Origin of the sequence: Ottowia sp. (assembly GCF_046348305.1) — a bacterium.
Lineage (GTDB): Bacteria > Pseudomonadota > Gammaproteobacteria > Burkholderiales > Burkholderiaceae_C > Ottowia.
On the sequence record NZ_JAXMEM010000014.1, the window covers coordinates 1 to 16769 of the forward strand.

The 16769-nt window shown below is 70.1% G+C and carries 15 protein-coding genes; 5 read left to right on the forward strand and 10 right to left on the reverse strand.

The genetic code is table 11. From position 1 onward, the window contains the following. From U1F38_RS15525 to U1F38_RS15550, 6 genes are all read right to left on the reverse strand, one after another. Nucleotides 1–1297: NADP-dependent isocitrate dehydrogenase (locus U1F38_RS15525; RefSeq protein WP_409987979.1), on the reverse strand; the 1297-nt coding region annotated here is incomplete at its 3' end. Between the two features lie 238 nt (nucleotides 1298–1535). Further along, nucleotides 1536–2111, reverse strand: coding sequence for a hypothetical protein (locus tag U1F38_RS15530; RefSeq protein WP_409987980.1), 576 nt, complete (start codon nucleotides 2109–2111; stop codon nucleotides 1536–1538). Continuing rightward, nucleotides 2108–3451, reverse strand: coding sequence for a UDP-glucose dehydrogenase family protein (locus U1F38_RS15535; RefSeq protein ID WP_409987981.1), 1344 nt, complete (start codon nucleotides 3449–3451; stop codon nucleotides 2108–2110). The genes U1F38_RS15530 and U1F38_RS15535 overlap by 4 nt, the downstream gene beginning before the upstream one ends. After that, nucleotides 3448–4458 carry an SDR family NAD(P)-dependent oxidoreductase gene (locus U1F38_RS15540; protein WP_409987982.1) on the reverse strand — a complete coding sequence of 337 codons (1011 nt, stop codon included), beginning with the start codon at nucleotides 4456–4458 and terminating at the stop codon, nucleotides 3448–3450. The genes U1F38_RS15535 and U1F38_RS15540 overlap by 4 nt, the downstream gene beginning before the upstream one ends. Then, entirely contained in the window at nucleotides 4455–5984 is a 1530-nt protein-coding gene (locus U1F38_RS15545; protein WP_409987983.1) for an ArnT family glycosyltransferase, read from the reverse strand. Before U1F38_RS15545 ends, U1F38_RS15540 begins: the two co-directional genes overlap by 4 nt. 100 nt (nucleotides 5985–6084) lie before the next feature. Beyond that, nucleotides 6085–7629, reverse strand: coding sequence for a glycosyltransferase family 39 protein (locus U1F38_RS15550; RefSeq protein ID WP_409987984.1), 1545 nt, complete (start codon nucleotides 7627–7629; stop codon nucleotides 6085–6087). Between the two features lie 73 nt (nucleotides 7630–7702). Between U1F38_RS15550 and U1F38_RS15555 the strand changes: the two genes are divergently transcribed. Together U1F38_RS15555 and U1F38_RS15560 are read left to right on the forward strand one after the other, a co-directional pair. After that, nucleotides 7703–8734, forward strand: a complete 1032-nt coding sequence (locus tag U1F38_RS15555) for a glycosyltransferase family 2 protein (protein ID WP_409987985.1) — start codon at nucleotides 7703–7705, stop codon at nucleotides 8732–8734. Continuing rightward, nucleotides 8731–9651, forward strand: coding sequence for a lysylphosphatidylglycerol synthase transmembrane domain-containing protein (locus U1F38_RS15560; RefSeq protein WP_409987986.1), 921 nt, complete (start codon nucleotides 8731–8733; stop codon nucleotides 9649–9651). The genes U1F38_RS15555 and U1F38_RS15560 overlap by 4 nt, the downstream gene beginning before the upstream one ends. 508 nt (nucleotides 9652–10159) lie before the next feature. Here U1F38_RS15560 and hppD read toward each other — a convergent pair. Continuing rightward, complete coding sequence (gene hppD, locus U1F38_RS15565) at nucleotides 10160–11287, reverse strand: 4-hydroxyphenylpyruvate dioxygenase (protein WP_409987987.1); 1128 nt, start codon at nucleotides 11285–11287, stop codon at nucleotides 10160–10162. Nucleotides 11288–11493: 206 nt separating this feature from the next. Here hppD and U1F38_RS15570 point away from each other — a divergent pair, with 206 nt between their 5' ends. Together U1F38_RS15570 and U1F38_RS15575 are read left to right on the forward strand one after the other, a co-directional pair. Next, nucleotides 11494–11970, forward strand: a complete 477-nt coding sequence (locus tag U1F38_RS15570; protein ID WP_409987988.1) for an Lrp/AsnC family transcriptional regulator — start codon at nucleotides 11494–11496, stop codon at nucleotides 11968–11970. A 342-nt stretch (nucleotides 11971–12312) separates the two neighbouring features. Next, complete coding sequence (locus U1F38_RS15575) at nucleotides 12313–13035, forward strand: GNAT family N-acetyltransferase (RefSeq protein ID WP_409987989.1); 723 nt, start codon at nucleotides 12313–12315, stop codon at nucleotides 13033–13035. A gap of 67 nt (nucleotides 13036–13102) precedes the next feature. Here the strand turns inward: U1F38_RS15575 and U1F38_RS15580 are convergent, their stop codons facing one another. Beyond that, nucleotides 13103–13975 (reverse strand): MBL fold metallo-hydrolase, encoded by an 873-nt coding sequence (locus U1F38_RS15580; protein WP_409987990.1) that lies wholly within the window; start codon nucleotides 13973–13975, stop codon nucleotides 13103–13105. A 96-nt stretch (nucleotides 13976–14071) separates the two neighbouring features. On the opposite strand from U1F38_RS15580, the gene U1F38_RS15585 reads away from it, so the two are divergent. Next, nucleotides 14072–14677, forward strand: coding sequence for a TetR/AcrR family transcriptional regulator (locus tag U1F38_RS15585; protein ID WP_409987991.1), 606 nt, complete (start codon nucleotides 14072–14074; stop codon nucleotides 14675–14677). 52 nt (nucleotides 14678–14729) lie between these two features. Here the strand turns inward: U1F38_RS15585 and U1F38_RS15590 are convergent, their stop codons facing one another. Both U1F38_RS15590 and U1F38_RS15595 read right to left on the reverse strand, forming a co-directional pair. Further along, nucleotides 14730–15500: an SDR family oxidoreductase gene (locus U1F38_RS15590; RefSeq protein WP_409988068.1), complete on the reverse strand. Its 771-nt coding sequence runs from the start codon at nucleotides 15498–15500 to the stop codon at nucleotides 14730–14732. 83 nt (nucleotides 15501–15583) lie between these two features. Next, nucleotides 15584–16648, reverse strand: a complete 1065-nt coding sequence (locus tag U1F38_RS15595; protein ID WP_409987992.1) for an MBL fold metallo-hydrolase — start codon at nucleotides 16646–16648, stop codon at nucleotides 15584–15586. Nucleotides 16649–16769 lie beyond the last annotated feature (121 nt).

The following is a 16769-nucleotide window of genomic DNA, read 5'->3' on the forward strand; positions in this document are numbered from 1 at the left end:
CCTCGGGGATCTCGAAGGTCTTGTCGTGGCTGCCGTATTCCTCGGCCTGCTGGGCCATCAGGCCGACGTTGGGCACGGTGCCCATGGTCTTGGGATCGAACGCGCCGTGCCACTTGCAGAAGTTGATCATCTCCTGGTAGATGCGGGCAAAAGTGCTCTCGGGCATCACGGCCTTGACGTCCTTCAGGCGTCCGTCGGCGCCGTACATCTTGCCGCCGTTGCGGATCATGGCGGGCATGGAGGCATCAACGATGACGTCGTTGGGCGAATGGAAGTTGGTGATGCCCTTGCCCGAATCGACCATGGCCAGCTCGGGGCGGTGCTCGTGGCAGGCGTGGATGTCGGCCTTGATCTCGTCCTGCACGCTCTTGGGCAGGCTGGCGATCTTGTTGTAGAGATCGACCATGCCGTTGTTGACGTTGACGCCCAGCTCGGCCAGCAGCTTGGCGTGCTTGGCGAACGCCTCCTTGTAGAAGATGCGCACGCAGTGGCCGAACACGATGGGGTGCGAGACCTTCATCATGGTGGCCTTGACGTGCAGCGAGAACATCACGCCGGTCTTGCGCGCGTCCTCGATCTGCTGCTCGTAAAACGCGAGCAGGGCCTTCTTGCTCATGAACATGCTGTCGATCACCTCGCGGTCCTGCAGGCTGACCTTGGGCTTGAGCACGATGGTCCGGCCAGCTTTGGTGATCAGCTCCATCTTCACGTCGCGCGCCTTGTCCAGCGTCATGGACTTTTCGCCGCCGTAGAAGTCGCCGTGGTGCATGTGCGAGACATGCGAGCGCGAGGCCTGGCTCCACTCGGCCATGCTGTGCGGGTGCTTGCGCGCGTATTCCTTGACGGCGCGCGGCGCGCGGCGGTCGGAGTTGCCCTCGCGCAGCACCGGGTTGACGGCGCTGCCGATGCACTTGTTGTAGCGCGCGCGGATGTCCTTGTCGGCGTCGCTCGTCGGGTTCTCGGGGTAGTCGGGCAGCTTGTAGCCTTTGCCCTGCAGCTCCTTGATGGCGGCCTTGAGCTGCGCGACCGAGGCACTGATGTTGGGCAGCTTGATGATGTTGGCCTCGGGCTTCAAGGTGAGCTTGCCCAGCTCGGCCAGGTTGTCGGGCACGCGCTGCTCGGGCGTGAGCGCCTCGGGAAACTGCCCCAGGATGCGCGCGGCCACCGAGATGTCGCTGGTCTGCACGTCGATGCCCGCCGCCTTGGCGAAGGTGCGCACGATGGGCAGCAACGAGGCCGTGGCCAGCGCGGGCGCCTCGTCGGTCAGGGTGTAGATGATGGTGGACGGCGTGCTCATGCGCGAAAACTCCTGTGGGCTCGGTTCGGGGTGGTTGCCTGGGTGTGGGCCGGCGCGCTTGTGGCCGACGGCACGCCCGCTCGCCGCGGGCGCGCCGTCGCCGGCCCATGTGCCGATGTTACGCGCTGTCAAGACCTTGCGACCACCCTGCGACAACTATGTTTTTGATAGCTGCCTGCGCCGATCAGCCGGGCGCTGGGGGCGGTTTTTGCCACAAATCAAGCGGCCGATGGGCCGCTCAACCCGCCGGGGCCGAGTCCAGGTCGATGCGCAGGCCGTCGGGCAGCACCTGCAGCGCCCGCACCTGCAGGCCGCGCTGGCGCGCCTGCGCCAGGGGTTCGGGTGGCACGCGGTACAGCACCTGCCCGGACAGCAGCTGGCCGAGCAGCGGAGGCGCCAGCCGCGCCACCCAGGCGCGCTGGGTCGCATTCAGCGCGTCCGCGTCCAGCTGCCGCACCTGCACATCCACCATGCGGATGACGCCTTGCTCGGCGTCGTAGCGCAGGCCGAAGTCCAGCGCCATGCGGCCAGTCAGGCGCCGCCCATCCAGGGACTCGGCCAGCACCCAGTCGAGGGCCAGGCCCAGCCGGTTGGTCTGCGGCAGCAGCGTCAGCGTGGGCGCTTGCAGGCTCAGCTCGGCCAGGCCGGCCAGGCTGCGCTGCACCGGAAAGGCCCGCGCGATGCCGTCTTGCAGCCGCTGGCGCGAGACCGTGATCTGGCGCGGCCCGTCCCATGGCCCGGCGCAGCCCACCAGCGCACCGGCCAGCAGCGCGGCCAGCCAGGCGCGGCGCCGCGGGGCGTGCCGGCGCTTCATTCGGCGTCGGGGCGGCTGACCGCCCGCCCGATGGAGACATAGCTCAGGCCGTGGCGCGCCAGCTGCTCGCCCTGGTAGAGGTTGCGCCCGTCGAACACGATGCGGTCGGCCAGCTGCCGCGCCATCTGCTCGAAGTCGGGCACGCGGTATGCCTTCCACTCGGTGACGATGGCCAGCGCGTCGGCGCCCTGCAGCGCCTGGGCGGGCGTGTCGCACAGCGTCAGGTCGGCGCGCTCGCCGAACACGCGGCGCGCCTCGTCCATGGCGGCCGGGTCATGCGCCCGCACACGCGCGCCGGCCGCCCACAGCTGCGCCAGCAGGGTGCGGCTGGGGGCCTCGCGCATGTCGTCGGTCTCGGGCTTGAAGGCCAGGCCCCACACGGCGATGGTCTTGCCGCGCAGGCGCGCGCCGTAGTGCGCGGCCAGGCGCTCGCCCAGCACGCGGCGCTGGGCGTCGTTGCGCCGCTCGACGGCGCTTAGCAGCAGCGGCTCGACGCCGGCCTCGCGCGCGGTGTGGATCAGCGCCTTGACGTCCTTGGGAAAGCAGCTGCCGCCATAGCCCGCGCCGGGGTAGATGAAGCTGTAGCCGATGCGCGGGTCGCTGCCGATGCCGCGGCGCACCGCCTCGATGTCGGCGCCCAGGCGCTCGGCCAGATTGGCGACTTCGTTGATGAAGCTGATCTTGGTGGCCAGCATGGCGTTGGCGGCGTACTTGGTCAGCTCGGCGCTCTTCACGTCCATCATCACGATGCGGTCGTGGTTGCGGTTGAAGGGGGCGTAGAGCTCGCGCAGCGTGGCCTCGGCGGCGGCGCTGGCGGTGCCGATGACGATGCGGTCGGGCCGCTTGCAGTCCTCCACGGCCGCGCCTTCCTTGAGGAATTCGGGGTTGGAGACGACCTCGAAGGCGATCTGCGCCCCCCGCTCGGCCAGCACCGCGCGCACTACGCCCGCCACCTGGTCCGCGGTGCCCACGGGCACGGTGGACTTGTTGACGATGGTCTTGGGCGCCGCCATGTGGGTGGCGATGGTGCGCGCCACGGCCAGCACGTGCTGCAGGTCGGCGCTGCCGTCCTCGTCGGGCGGCGTGCCCACGGCCAGGAAGATCAGCGCGCCATGGCGCACGCCCTCGCGCGCATCGGTGGAAAAGCGCAGCCGGCCGGCCGCCTGGTTGGCCTGCACCATGGGCTGCAGGCCGGGCTCGTGGATGGGGATGCGGCCCGCCTGCAGCGCCGCCACCTTGGCCGCGTCCACATCCACGCAGATGACGTCGTGGCCCACGTCGGCCAGCACCGCGCCTTGCACCAGACCGACGTAGCCGGTGCCGAAGATCGTGACTTTCATGATGGGTAGAACTCCCGATACCAGCGAACGAAGCGTGCCACACCCTCGCGCACGGGGGTGGCAGGCGTGAAGCCGACCCAGGCCGCCAGCGCCGTGGTGTCGGCCGCGGTGGTGTGCATGTCGCCGGGCTGGATCGGCAGCAGGCGCTTGACGGCTTCGATTCCGAGCGCCGACTCGAGCGCGGCGATGTAGTCGCGCAGCAGCGTGGGCGCGCCGCCGCCGATGTTGAACAGGCGGTACGGCGCGCTGCTGGTGCCGGGCGCGGGCGCGGCGGCGTCGTAGCCGGCATCGGGCGTGGCGGGCTTGGCCAGCACGCGCAGCACGCCGGCGACGATGTCGTCGATGTAGGTGAAGTCGCGCACCAGCCGGCCTTCGCCGTACACGTCGATCGGCTCGCCCGCCAGCATGGCGCGGGTGAACTTGAACAGCGCCATGTCGGGCCGCCCCCAGGGCCCGTACACCGTGAAAAAGCGCAGGCCGGTGGTGGGGATGCGGTACAGGTGGGCGTAGCTGTGCGCCATCACCTCGCCCGCCTTCTTGGTGGCGGCGTAGTAGCTGATGGGGTGGTCGACCGCGTCGCGCTCGGAGAACGGCACCCGGGTGTTGCCGCCGTAGACGCTGGAGCTGCTGGCAAACACCAGGTGCGCCACCTGCGCCGCGCGGCAGCCCTGCAGCACGTTGGCAAAGCCCAGCAGGTTGGCGTCGGTGTACTCGTCGGGCGCGTCGATGGAGTAGCGCACGCCCGCCTGCGCCGCCAGGTGCAGCACCCGCGCGGGCCGCACGCGTGCGAACAGCGCGGCCATGGCGGCGCGGTCGGCCACGTCCATGCGCTCGAAGGCAAAGCCCGGCTGCGCCGCCAGGCGCGCCAGCCGCGCCTCTTTCAAGGCGACGTCGTAGTAGGCGTTGAGATTGTCGATGCCGACCACCTGCTCGCCCTGCGCCAGCAGCGCCTGTGCGCAATGCATGCCGATGAAGCCGGCGCAGCCGGTGACCAGGGTGGTGCTCATGATGATGGCTTTGGGGCAGCCGGGGCCTGCCAGTGGAATCGATAGCGCGCCGACGCATCCGCGCGCCCCATGCCGTAGGGCAACTCGACGGCGCGCGACGGCAGCGCCGGCAGGCGGGCGCTGGCCAGCGCCCACCAGCCGGCGCTGCCCTCGCAATTCTCCTCGCAGCCGATCAGCAGCCAGCCTTGCCCGGCCGCCTTGGCCTGTTGGACGGCGGCGGCGACACAGTCGGCGACGGGCATGCCGTCGGTGACGGCGCAGGCCCGCACGGGCGCATGCGGGAAACGGGTGCGCAGCGTGCCGCCCGTGATGTGATCCGACGCGATGATGGGACTGTGCCCGTCGTAGCCGGCCTGGCGCAGCGCCGCCGCCAGCGCCACGATCGGGCTGGCCAGCGCGTCGGGCGTGCCCTGCCGGCTGCCGAACCAGGGCCGCACGCCGCCCGCCACCAGCAAGGCCAGCGCGATGCCGGTCACGGCCAGCGTGTAGCGGCGCGCGCGCGGGTGCTCCTGCAGTTGCGGGCGGGCGGCAAAGGCCGCCAGCGGCACCATGCACACCATGGGCAGCACCCAGCGCCCCTTGAACGCGGTCACGCCACCCAGCAGCACCATCAGCAGCAAGGCCAGGGCGATCAAGGCCAGGTACCGCACGAAGACGCGCTGCGCCCACGGCGCCACCGGCGTGGTCGGCCCCCGCCACGCGGCGCGGCCAAACACCGCCAGCACCAGCAGCGCCCACGGCGCCAGCGTGCCGCCCACGCTGCGCGCCAGCTCCAGCAGGCCCTGGGCCCAGCCGCGCTGGGCGTCGATGTCCATATCGCTCACGGTGTCGGCCGCAACGCCCTGCCACTGCCCGACCAGCCACAGCGCGTGCGGCAGCACCACCAGCACGCCGACGACGGGGGCCCACCACCAGCCCGGCGCCAGCAGCGCGCGGCGCGCCACGCCCACCGACAGCGCCGCCGTCAGCATGGCCAGCGCCACCAGCGCAAAGCTGTACTTGGACAGCAGGCCCAGCGCGCACACCAGACCCAGCAGCGCGAAATCGCGCGGACGCGGCGCGCGCACCAGGCGCAGCAGCAGCCACCAGGCGCCGCCGCTCATGGCGGTGACCAGCACCGTGTGGGTCTGGTCGCGAATCGAAAACCAGCCCAGCGCCGGCATCAGCATCATGCTGGCGGCCGCCCACCAGGCACCGCGCACGGCCAGCAGCTCGCGCGCGGCGCCCCACATCAGCACGTAGGTCAGCGCCAGCAGCGCGTGCTTGAGCACCGACAGTGCCAGCACGCTGGGGCCGACGATGGCGTTGACCGCCCACTGCAGCCAGGTGTAGAGCGGCGGCTGCCCGCCATAGCCCGCCGCCAAATGCTGCGACCACAGCATCTGCTCGGCCTCGTCCCACTTGAGGGCCGGCGAAATCGCCACCCGCACCGCCACGTGCCCCAGCGCCAGCAGCAGCAGCCACAGCAGCGGGCGATCGAGCGGAAAGCGAAGCGGCGGCGCGGCCGGCGCGGCGTCAGCAGGCATCAGCGCCCGACTCTAACGCACGCCCGGCCGGACGCACAGTGCGCCAGCAAGCGCCGGCGCCACCCGCTGCGGCGCCCGATGTCTCCATCAAGGGCGCCGATCACCGCGGCGGTGGCGACCAGATGTAGCGGTAGGACGCGGGCGCGCTGCCCGCGGGCACGGCGCGGCGCGGCAGCTCCAGCAGCTGCGGCTCGTGGCCTGCGGGCAGCACGGCCTGCGCATCGGCCCACCAGTCGGTCGGCAGGCGGTCGTCGCGCGCGATCAGCAGCCAGCCCAGGCCGGCGGCACGCGCGGCGGCCAGTTGCCTGGCCACGCAGGCGGCCACCGGCAGCGCGTCGCCATCGCAGTCGATGGCCGGCGCGGCGGCAAAACGCGTGCGCAGCGCGCCGGCCAGCATGTGGTCGGCGGCAATCACCGGGCTGCGCCCGTCGTAGCCGGCCGCGCGCAGCTGCTCGGCCAACGCGACGATGGGCTGGTTCAGCTCGCCCGGGCGGCCGCGCCAGCCGGCCACCCACGGATAGGCGGCGGTTGCCACGAAGAACAGCAGCGCCACGCCCAGCACGGCGCCGGTGAAGCGCCGGCCACCGGGCGCCGATTCGAGTTGCGGGCGCCACACGAAGGCGGCCAGCGGCCACACGCAGAACAGCGGCTGCAGCCAGTGCTCCTTGAACTCGGTCACGTGGCCGACAAGCACCATGCCGACGAACGCCGCCAGCACCGCCGCCAGATAGCGCGCCAGCAGCGGCTTCATCCACGGCGCGGGTGACGCCGCATCCGCCGGGGGCCGACGCAGCCAGGCGCCGCGAAACGCCCAGGCCGCCAGCAGGGTCCACAGCAGCAGGGTCGAAAGCAGGGTGACCAGCAGCTCGCCCAGACCGTCGATGCGCCCGCCGGCGGGCCGCACTTCCAGCTTGTCGGTGATGGCGACGGCCGTGGCCTGCAAGTGGTCGAACAGCCACAGCGCGTGCGGCAACACCAGCACCAGCGCCACCGCCGCCGTGATCCACAGGCCGCGCGCCAGCAGCACGGCGCGCGTCGCCGGCACGCTGAGCGCCGCCAGGCCGAGCGCGGCGGCAAACAGCGCGAAGTTGTATTTGGACAGCATGCCCAGCGCCGCCATCAGCCCCAGCAGCGCATAGCGTGCCGGGCGCGGCGACTGCATCAGGCGGATCAGCGCCCACCAGGTGCCGGCGGTGACGGCCGTGACCAGCACCGTGTGCGTCTGGTCGTGCAGCGAAGACCAGCCCAGCGCCGGCAGCATCACCATGCTGGCGGCCGCCCACCACGCCGCGCGCGGCGGCAGCAGGGCGCGCGCGGCCAGACCCATGAACAGGTAGGTCAGCGCCAGCAGCGCGTGCTTGAGCACGGCCAGCGACAGCACGCTGGGCCCCAGCACCGCGTTGAGCCCCCATTGCAACCAGGTGTAGAGCGGCGGCTGCGTGCCGTAGCCCCAGGCCAGGTGTTGCGACCACAGTGTCTGCTCGGCCTCGTCCCAGCGCAGCGCGGACGACAGGGCCAGACGCAGCGCGACGTGCGCCGCCGCCCAGGCCAGCAGCCACAGCAGCGGCCGGCGCATGACGGCCGGCAGCGCGCCGGCAGCCGCGGCTGGCAACTGGGGAAGCGAAGCGGAGGGCAGCGAGGACATGGACCGAAGCCCGCGCCGCCCCTTGCGGGGCAGGCACAATGGCCGCTCGATTATCCGTGCCTGAACCGCGCCCATGCCCACGGCCCAAGCCCACCCACCCGCCGTCTCCATCGTCGTGCCGATCTACAACGAGGCGGAGAACCTGCCCGACCTCGTGGAGCGCATCGCGCAGGCGATGGCGACGCAGCCGCTCGCCTTCGAGCTGCTGGCGGTGGACGACGGCTCCACCGACGCCAGCCGCGCCACGCTGCGCGAGCTGGCTGCCACGCGGCCCTGGCTGCGCCCGGTGTTCCTGGCGCGCAACTACGGCCAGTCGAGCGCGCTGCAGGCGGGCTTTGACCGCGTGCGCGGCCGCTACGTGGTGACGCTGGACGCCGACCTGCAAAACGAGCCCGACGACATCCCGCTGCTGCTGGCGCGCCTGGAGCGCGACCCGGACGTGGACATGGTCAGCGGCTGGCGCAAGGACCGCCAGGACGCCGAGCTCTCGCGCAAGCTGCCCTCGCGCATCGCCAACCGGCTGATCTCGCGCGTCACCGGCGTGCACCTGCACGACTACGGCTGCGCGCTCAAGGCCTACCGCCGGCCCATCATCGACCGCATCCGCCTGTACGGCGAGCTGCACCGCTTCATCCCCTCGCTGGCCAAGGAGGCGGGCGCGCGCATCACCGAGGTGCCGGTGCGCCACCATGCGCGCACGCGCGGCGTGTCCAAGTACGGCATCGACCGCACCTTTCGCGTCATCCTGGACCTGGTCCTGGTGGTCTTCTTCATGCGCTACCGCCAGCGCCCGCTGCACGCCTTCGGCGGCCTGGGGCTGTGGCTGGCCGCGCCGGGCACGCTGATCCTGCTGGGCCTGCTGGTCGTCAAGCTGCTGGGCCACGACATCGGCGGCCGCCCGCTGCTGCTGATCGGCGTGATGCTGCTGCTGATGGGGGTGCAGATGGTTGCCGCCGGACTGATCGGAGAGCTGCTCATGCGCATCTACCACGAGGCCGGCGGGGCGCCGCAGTTCTACGCCGACGAGCTGGTGCGCGAAGACAAGCCAAATCCACCTTCAGCGCCCGCCGATCCTGCGCAAGCAGCTTCAACAATCATAGCGTGAAGCGGGTGCGCAAGGCCTTGCTGCGGGGCCTGCTGGGCCTGGCCGTGCTGGGCGCCGTGCTGGCGCTGGCCGACCCGGGGCGCGTGGCCGCGCAGCTGGGCCGGGCGCAGCCGCTGTGGCTGGCGGCGGGGCTGCTGGCGGGCATCGCCTCCAACGCAGTCTCGGCCCTGCGCTGGCGCGCGCTGGCGCGCTGGCTGGGCGCCGATCTCGGAGCGCGCGACGCCTGCCGCTGGTACTTTCAGGCCATGGGGCTGAACGCGCTGCTGCCCGGCGCCGTGGTCGGCGGCGACGTGTACCGCGCCGTGGTGCTGCGCCGCGCCGGGCAGGACACCGCCGCATCGAGCTGGTCGGTGGTGCTGGACCGCGCCAGCGGCCTGTGGATGCTGTGCGCCATCGGCGGCCTGGGCGCGGCGGCCTGCGCCGGCGTGCTGGCGCCCTGGCTGGAGTTGTCGCCGGGCGCCTTCGTCGCGCTGCTGCTGGCGGGCACGGCGCTGTGGCTGGCGCTGCCCTGGGCCCTGCCACTGGTGCTGCGCCGCTGGCGCCCCGGCTGGCTGGCGCCGCTGCGCACGGCAGTGGACCGGCCCGACTTCAACGCCCAGCTGGGCTGGCAGGTGCTGGCATCGGTGGCGGTGCAGCTGCTGTCGGCCGCCGCGCTGGCCGGCGGCGGGCTGGCGCTTGGTGTGCAGCTGTCACCCGCGGCCTGGGCGTTCGCCATCGCGCCGGTGTTCCTGATGGCGGCGCTGCCCGTCAGCGTCGGCGGCTGGGGCACGCGCGAGGCCGCCGCCGTAGCCGCGCTGGCGCCGTTCGGCGTGGCGGCCCCGGCGGCCGTGGGCGTGGGCTTGATCTACGGCGCCTATGCGCTGGCGCAGGGCGCGCTCGGGGCGCTGGCGTTTGGCTTGCCGCGGCGCGCGGGTTGAGGCAATGGCTCGAACAAGTCCGCCGGACGCAGAGAGCGCAAAGCTTGCACGGAGGACGCGAAGGAATACCGAAATCTTGATTGAATCGGCCTGTATCCCTTTCAGAGCAAGTGCAAGAAGCTATTCTTTTTAAAGCGTGGTAGCCCTCACCCCTGCCCTCTCCCAGAGGGAGAGGGAGCAAATCCGGGGTCGAGCGCAGCGAGGGCCCGCGCGGCTTTCAACGCCCCTCTGGCCGTGCCGAGAAGCGCAGGGCGTGGGGCGGGCATGGGCAGCGCAGCATGCCCATGCTTCGTGCTCTGACTCGCTGCGGTTGTCTGAACGGAGCGGCGCAGCCGCGAAGTGAGTTCCGCAGCGCCGCCCTGCGCACGAGCATCGCAGGTTGCCCGAAGCGAAGCGCAGGGACACGGCCAGCGGGGTCGCCTTTCTTTGGTTACTTTCTTTGGCGAGGCAAAGAAAGTGACTGCGCCGCCGGGCGCACATCCCGGCCAGCAGCGCATCCAACACCCATTCACGTCGCCTTCAGCACCCCGCGCCGCATCTGGTCCAGCTCCATGGTCTCGAACAAGGCCTTGAAGTTGCCCTCGCCAAAGCCCTCGTTGCCCTTGCGCTGGATGAATTCGAAGAAGATGGGCCCCAGCTGGTTCTCGCTGAAGATCTGCAGCAGCAGCTCGCCCTGGCGGCCGTCGACCAGGATGTTGCGCGACTGCAGCTCGGCGATCGGCTCCTTCAGGCCCGGGATGCGCTTGGGCAGCAGCTCGTAATAGGTGTCGCTGGTGTTCAGCAGCTTGACGCCCGCCATGCCCAGCTGGTCCACCGCGTGGTAGATGTCCTTGCTGGCCAGCGCGATGTGCTGCACGCCCTCGCCGTGGTACATGTCCAGGTACTCCTGGATCTGGCCCTTCTGGTCGTTGCCCTCTTCGTTGATGGGGATGCGGATCTTGCCGCAGGGGCTGGTCATGGCCTTGCTCTTGACGCCGGTGGCCTGGCCCTCGATGTCGAAGTAGCGCACCTCGCGGAAGTTGAACAGGCGCTCGTAAAAGCCGGCCCACTCGTCCATGCGGCCCTTGTGCACGTTGTGCGTCAGGTGATCGACCACCGTCAGGCCGTAGCCCTCGGGGCTGATGGCGGCGCTGCCGTGCACGCCGGGCAAGGGCTCGAAATCGACGTCGTAGAAGCCGATGTTGCCGATGTCGCCCTCTTTCGCGCCGTCCTTGCCGCGCCAGCGGTCGATCAGGTAGATGATGGAGTCGCCGATGCCCTTGATGGCCGGGATGTTCAGCTCGCCCGGATTGGCGTGGCCCGCATAACCCCAGGCGCCCAGGCTGATGGCGCGCTCGTAGGCGGCCTTGGCGTCGCCCACGCGAAAGGCGATGGCGCAGATGCTGGGCCCGTGCAGGCGCGCAAAGCGCTGGGCAAAGCTGTCGGGCTCGGCGTTGATGATGAAGTTGATCTCGCCCTGGCGGTACAGCGTGACGTTCTTGCGACGGTGTTTGGCCACCGCGGTGAAGCCCATGCGTTCGAACAGCGCGCCCATGGCCTTGGGGTCGGGTGCGGCGTATTCGATGAACTCGAAGCCGTCGGTGCCCATGGGGTTGTCCCAGGCGGCGGCGGGGGTGTTTGCTTGCGAGGCGGTCATGGGCCTTGTCTCCGGTGTGGCGGGTGAATCCCGCACTGTAGGCCGAGTGGAGGGCCGATTTCCAGCGTTTGACCGGTGTCAAACCGATACTGCCGCAGTTTGTATGCGCTTCAATCAATATTGGCACACGTTTTTTGTGCGATATCAACAACGAGGCCCATCAATGGTCAAGAAATGACCCATGGAAGCCGTAAAATTGCGCCACGATGCCAAGCCCTCTCGACAAGCTCGACCGCGCCATTTTGCTGCGCCTGCAGGCGGACGGGCGCGAGCCCTGCGATGCCATCGGCGAGCAGGTGGGCCTGTCGGCCAGCGCCGTGCTGCGGCGCGTCAAGCGCCTGGAAGACAGCGGCGTGATCGAGCGCACCGTGGCCCTGCTGCGGCCCGAGGCGGTGGGCCTGGGCCTGGTGGCCTACGTCAACGTGCGCCTGGAAAAGCACCAGGGCGGCGCCAAGCGCAACCCGATGGACGAGTTTCGCGCCAGCGTGCAGAACTGGCCCGAGGTCGTGGAGTGCGCGGCGCTGACCGGCGAGATGGACTTTTTGCTGCGCCTGGTGGTGCAGGACATGGCGGCGTATTCGCGCTTCATGATGGACACCCTGCTGCGCCACCCCGCCGTGCAGGACTGCAAGACCAGTTTCGTGATGGATCGCGTCAAATCCACCACGGCCCTGCCGATATAGGCTCACCCCCAGGCTCCACACGCTGCGCGTTGTTGCGCCTCCCCCCTTCGAGGGGGCGCACCCAGTGGCCGGGGAGACCCCGGCCACGGGTGCCCCGTGCATGGCCGGCTGCGCGGCCTTCAAAGTGCCCACTTGGACGGCTTTGGCGAATTCCCTGCTCGTGGTCTGCGCTCGCTGCGCGATGTTTCGCCCCCTTTTTTGAGGGGGCGCACCCAGTGGCCGGGGAGACCCCGGCCACGGGTACCGCTGGCCTGGCCGGCTCCGCGGCCTGCTCCGGCCGTCCGATCGAGTTCCGCCCACTTTGGAGTGGCAACTCTATGCATGCGCCCTAACATGCGGGGCATGGAAACATTCGATACCTCCCGTCCCGCAGTCGCTGCGCCGGCCGTGAGCCCCACGGACACCCGTGCGACTGATCCGAAGGCCTATGCACAGGCCAGCACCATCGTGCCGATCCGCGGGATCGGCGTGCGCTACCGCTCCCGCATCGCGCGCCACCTGCTGGCGCTGGACGAGCATGACCGCTACCTGCGTTTTGGCTACGCCGCCAATGACGACCAAATCCGCCAGTACGTGGATGGCCTGGACTTCGAGCGCGACCAGGTGTTCGGCATCTTCAACCGCCGGCTGCAGATGATCGCCATGGCGCACCTGGCCATGCCAGCCGACATGCAGAAGGCCGGCGTTGCCGAGTTCGGCGTCTCGGTGGCCAAGCACGCGCGCGGGCGCGGCTATGGCGCGCTGCTGTTCGAGCGCGCCGCCATCCACGCCGTCAACAGCGGCGTCGGCACGCTCTACGTCCACGTCCTGAGCGAAAACACCGCCATGCTGAAGATCGCGCGCAACGCCGGCGCCGTGGTCGAGCGCGCCGGCAGCGAAACCGAAGGCTACCTGCGCCTGCCCGAGGCCACGTTCAAGACCCGGCTCGACGCGTTGCTGGCCGACCAGGTGGGCCAGGTGGACTACTGGATCAAGAGCGAATCCGCCAAGCTGCGCAACGTGCTGGCCACGATGCAGGAAGTGCGCGCCGGCGCCAGCGACGCGGTGCACCGCAGCGGGCGCTGAGCGCGGCGGCGCGGCCGCCAGTCCAGGCCGTCCCGGTGGCCGCGAACGCCGGGCCGGCACCCGCGGATCACGCGGGCACCGGCCATGTCCGTGCCGCACCGGCGGCCTCGTCGATACCGGCCACGCGGCGCTGCTGCGCGGCCTCCAGCTCCCAGGGATTGTGGGCACAGAACACTTCGACCTCGGGGTGATCGGCCGTGAAGGCGCGCAGGCGTGCCTGGTTGTGCAGCCGCAGCGCGCGATCGGTCTGCACCACTGCCTGAAACAGACCCACCTTCCAGGCGCATCGACGGCGTGCGCCCTTGACCTCGCGCGGGTCGAAGTACGCGTCGCCGGCGTGCAGCAACCAGCCGTGCGCGGCCTGCACCGCCACCCCGCAGTGGCCCAGCGTGTGGCCGAACAGCGGCACCATCAGCATCTCCGGCGGCAGGCCGCGCAGCTGGCGCACCGCCTCGAAGCCGAACCACGGCTCGCCCTGCACCTCGTAGGTCTCGGTATCCAGCCCGTGGGCCCACATGGCGGGCAGGTAGCGGTGCCGGTCCTTGAGCGTGCGCCGCTCGGTGCACTGCCTGAGCTCGGCCGCATGCAGGTGCACCTTGGCCCGGGGAAAGTCCGCCAGGCCGCCCACGTGGTCCAGGTCCATGTGCGTCATCACGATGTGGCGCACGTCGGCCGCATCAAAGCCCAGCGCGCGAATCTGGTTGAGCGCGGCCAGCGCCGGGTCGCATTTCGGCCGCGCGTAGCCATAGACGAAGGACTTGGTCAGCCGCGAGGTCAGGTCGGCATAGTCCAGCGTGCCCAGGCCGGTATCGACCAGCACCAGGCCGCTGGCGGGCGTCTCCACCAGCAGCACGTGGCAGCCGAGCTGCTTGCCGCCGATGTCCAGGCGCTGGATGCAGGCGCAGTTCAGGTGGTGCACGCGCAGCCGGGCGTAGCTCATGGGGCAGCCTCCAAAAGGGAATGAACGTTCCCCATTAAAGCGCCACTGGACAAGGGATGTCAAGGAATATTCATTCCCTTTTGCTACCATGCCCCCATGCCAAAGATCAGCGACGAACACCGCGCCGCGCGCCAGGCGCAAATTCTGGATGCCGCCTGGCGCTGCTTCTACCGCCAGGGCGTGCAGGCCACGACCATGGAGCAGATCATGGCCGAGTCGGGCCTGTCGGCCAGCGCGATGTACCGCTACTTCGCCGGCAAGGACGACATCATCGTGGCGGCGATCAGCAGCTCGCTGAGCCGCCTGGGCCAGTTGCTGGAGCCGATCCTCGAGGCGCCGCAGCAGTGCAGCGTGCCGGCGCTGGTGCAGCAGGTGACGACGGCGATCGAGTCGTTCACGGCGCGCCCCGGCTACAACCTGTGCCGCATCGCGCTGCACGGCTGGAGCGAGGCGCAGCGCAACGAGCGCCTGCGCGGCCTGATGCGCGACTTCTATGCCGCCTTCCGCGACCGCCTGGCCGACCGCGTGCGGCGCTGGCAGACCGAGGGCGCGCTGGACGCGGCGGCGGCGCCCCAGGATGTGGCGCAGACCCTGCTGTCGCTCATCCTCGGCTTTGTCGTGCAGTCGGCCATCGTGCACAACGCCGACCCCGCGGCCCACGAGCGCGGCCTGCTTGCGCTGTGCGCGCCGCCGCCCGCTTGATCCTCGCACCAGGCCTTGCGCCCATGACGGGCCCGCGCTGCGGCGCCCGGCGCTACCTGGCCCAGGCCACGCCGCCGTCCACCACCAGGGTCGAGCCCACCACGTAGTCGCCCGCGCGCGAGGCCAGGTAGATCGCCGCGCCGGCCATGTCCTCGGGCGTGCCGATGCGGCCAGCCGGCGTGCGCTGGGCCACCTCGTCGGCATGGTCGCGCGCGCTCTTGTTCATCTCCGACGCAAACGGCCCCGGTGCGATGGCGCTGACGATGACGCGCTGGGGCGCCAGCGTCATGGCCATGCGCTTGGTCAGGTGGATCAGGCCGGCCTTGCTGGCGGCGTAGGAATAGGTCTCCCAGGGGTTGACGCTGATGCCGTCGATGGACGCAATGTGGATCACCTTGGCCAGGTGGTCGGTGGCGGCCGCCTTGAGCATGGGCGTGAGCGCCTGCGTCAAAAAGAACGGCGTCTTCATGTTCAGGTCGGCCACCTTGTCCCAGCCGCTTTCCGGGAACTCGGCGTACGGCGCGCCCCAGGCCGCGCCGGCGTTGTTGACCAAGATGTCCAGCGTCGGCTCGTGCTTTTGATACGCCGCCACCAGCGCGTGAATGCCGTCCAGCGTGGACACGTCGGCCGGCAGCGACACGCAGGGGCCGATGGCCGAGAGCTCGCGCGCCGCGGCATCACAGGCCTCGGCCTTGCGCGCCGAGATATAGACGCGCGCGCCGGCGCGCAAAAAACCCTCGGCAATCATGCGGCCGATGCCGCGCGAGCCGCCGGTTACCAGGGCGCTGCGGCCCTGGAGCGAAAACAGGTTCTCGATGTTCATCATGGGCAAGGTTCCGTCACTATCAATTTAATAGCTGCTTGCGCTTGCCTGTCAAGCGCCAGGGGTCGATTTGGCTTGAATGGTCAAGCGGGAGAAAAGCGCCAGATGCCCTGCGCATCGCGCGTGCGCGCCATCTGCCCGCCATGCCACAGCCGGTGCAGATGCGCCACCGACTCGCCCAGCGCAAAGGTGGTCTGGTGCAGATCGAGCGGGCGCTTGAACAGCACGGGCAGCATGTCGTAGGCGCTGACGGGCTTGGCGCGCGCAGCCTCCATGACCTCGGCCAGACGCTCGCGGTGGTGGTCGTGCAGTTGCTGGATGCGGGTATGCAGGCCCTTGAAAGGCTTGCCGTGCGAAGGCAGCACCAGGGTATCTTGCGGCAGCGGCTTGAAGCGGTCGATGGAGTCGAGGAACAGCGTGAGCGCGTCGGCCTCGGGCTCCATCTCGTAGACGCTGACGTTGGTGGAGATGCGCGGCAGCACCATGTCGCCGCTGATCAAAACGCCGAGCCCTTCGCAATGCAAGGCCATGTGCTCGGGCGCGTGGCCGTAGCCGACGATGCAGCGCCAGGTCTGGCCGCCGATGGCCAGGCCCATGCCGTCGAACAGTCGCGCATACGACTTGGGCACGTCGGGCACCAGGCCGCGGTAGTAGTTCTTGCGGTTGCGGATCTGCTCCAGATCGTCGGGCCTCACCATGCCGTGGCTGCGGAAGTACTCGGCCAAACGCTCGCCGCCAAAGCTGTTGACCACCTCGCAGGCGTAGCGCGCGGTCTGAAAATCCGTGCCGCTGATCCACAGCGGCGCCTGCCAACGCTCGCACAACCAGTGCGCCAGGCCGATGTGGTCGGGATGCATGTGGGTGACCACCACGCGCACCACCGGCAGGCCCTCCAGCTCGTGCGCGAACACCTGCTCCCACAGCGCGCGCGATTCGGCGTGGTCGATGCAGCAGTCCACCACCGTCCAGCCCTCGCGGCCCTGAAAGCGGTCGCGCAGCAGCCACAGGTTGATGTGGTCCAGCGCGAAGGGCAGGGCCATGCGGATCCACTTGACGCCGGGCGCCACGGTGATGGCGCGGCCAGGCGCGGGCAACTGGTCGGCCAGCGGATAGTGCAAGGCGCGTTCGAGTTCGGCGGAAAGGGACATGGAGAGGAGCTCGTCGGTGGAGTAGGATCGCGGCGCAGTTGACGTGAACGTCAAGTGAACGGAGCATTGTAGAAACAGCGCGCCCCGCCTGCACAGCACGCGCGCGACAGCCGCCCCCAGC

What these genes read in the sequence shown, in the direction of transcription:
- U1F38_RS15545 (WP_409987983.1), bottom strand. Translation starts at nt 5,984, where the DNA reads ATGCCTGCTGACGCCGCGCCGGCCGCGCCGCCGCTTCGCTTTCCGCTC.
- U1F38_RS15550 (WP_409987984.1), bottom strand. Translation starts at nt 7,629, where the DNA reads ATGTCCTCGCTGCCCTCCGCTTCGCTTCCCCAGTTGCCAGCCGCGGCT.
- U1F38_RS15575 (WP_409987989.1), top strand. Translation starts at nt 12,313, where the DNA reads ATGGAAACATTCGATACCTCCCGTCCCGCAGTCGCTGCGCCGGCCGTG.
- U1F38_RS15595 (WP_409987992.1), bottom strand. Translation starts at nt 16,648, where the DNA reads ATGTCCCTTTCCGCCGAACTCGAACGCGCCTTGCACTATCCGCTGGCC.
- U1F38_RS15590 (WP_409988068.1), bottom strand. Translation starts at nt 15,500, where the DNA reads ATGAACATCGAGAACCTGTTTTCGCTCCAGGGCCGCAGCGCCCTGGTA.
- U1F38_RS15570 (WP_409987988.1), top strand. Translation starts at nt 11,494, where the DNA reads ATGCCAAGCCCTCTCGACAAGCTCGACCGCGCCATTTTGCTGCGCCTG.
- hppD (WP_409987987.1), bottom strand. Translation starts at nt 11,287, where the DNA reads ATGACCGCCTCGCAAGCAAACACCCCCGCCGCCGCCTGGGACAACCCC.
- U1F38_RS15580 (WP_409987990.1), bottom strand. Translation starts at nt 13,975, where the DNA reads ATGAGCTACGCCCGGCTGCGCGTGCACCACCTGAACTGCGCCTGCATC.
- U1F38_RS15555 (WP_409987985.1), top strand. Translation starts at nt 7,703, where the DNA reads ATGCCCACGGCCCAAGCCCACCCACCCGCCGTCTCCATCGTCGTGCCG.
- U1F38_RS15585 (WP_409987991.1), top strand. Translation starts at nt 14,072, where the DNA reads ATGCCAAAGATCAGCGACGAACACCGCGCCGCGCGCCAGGCGCAAATT.
- U1F38_RS15530 (WP_409987980.1), bottom strand. Translation starts at nt 2,111, where the DNA reads ATGAAGCGCCGGCACGCCCCGCGGCGCCGCGCCTGGCTGGCCGCGCTG.
- U1F38_RS15540 (WP_409987982.1), bottom strand. Translation starts at nt 4,458, where the DNA reads ATGAGCACCACCCTGGTCACCGGCTGCGCCGGCTTCATCGGCATGCAT.
- U1F38_RS15535 (WP_409987981.1), bottom strand. Translation starts at nt 3,451, where the DNA reads ATGAAAGTCACGATCTTCGGCACCGGCTACGTCGGTCTGGTGCAAGGC.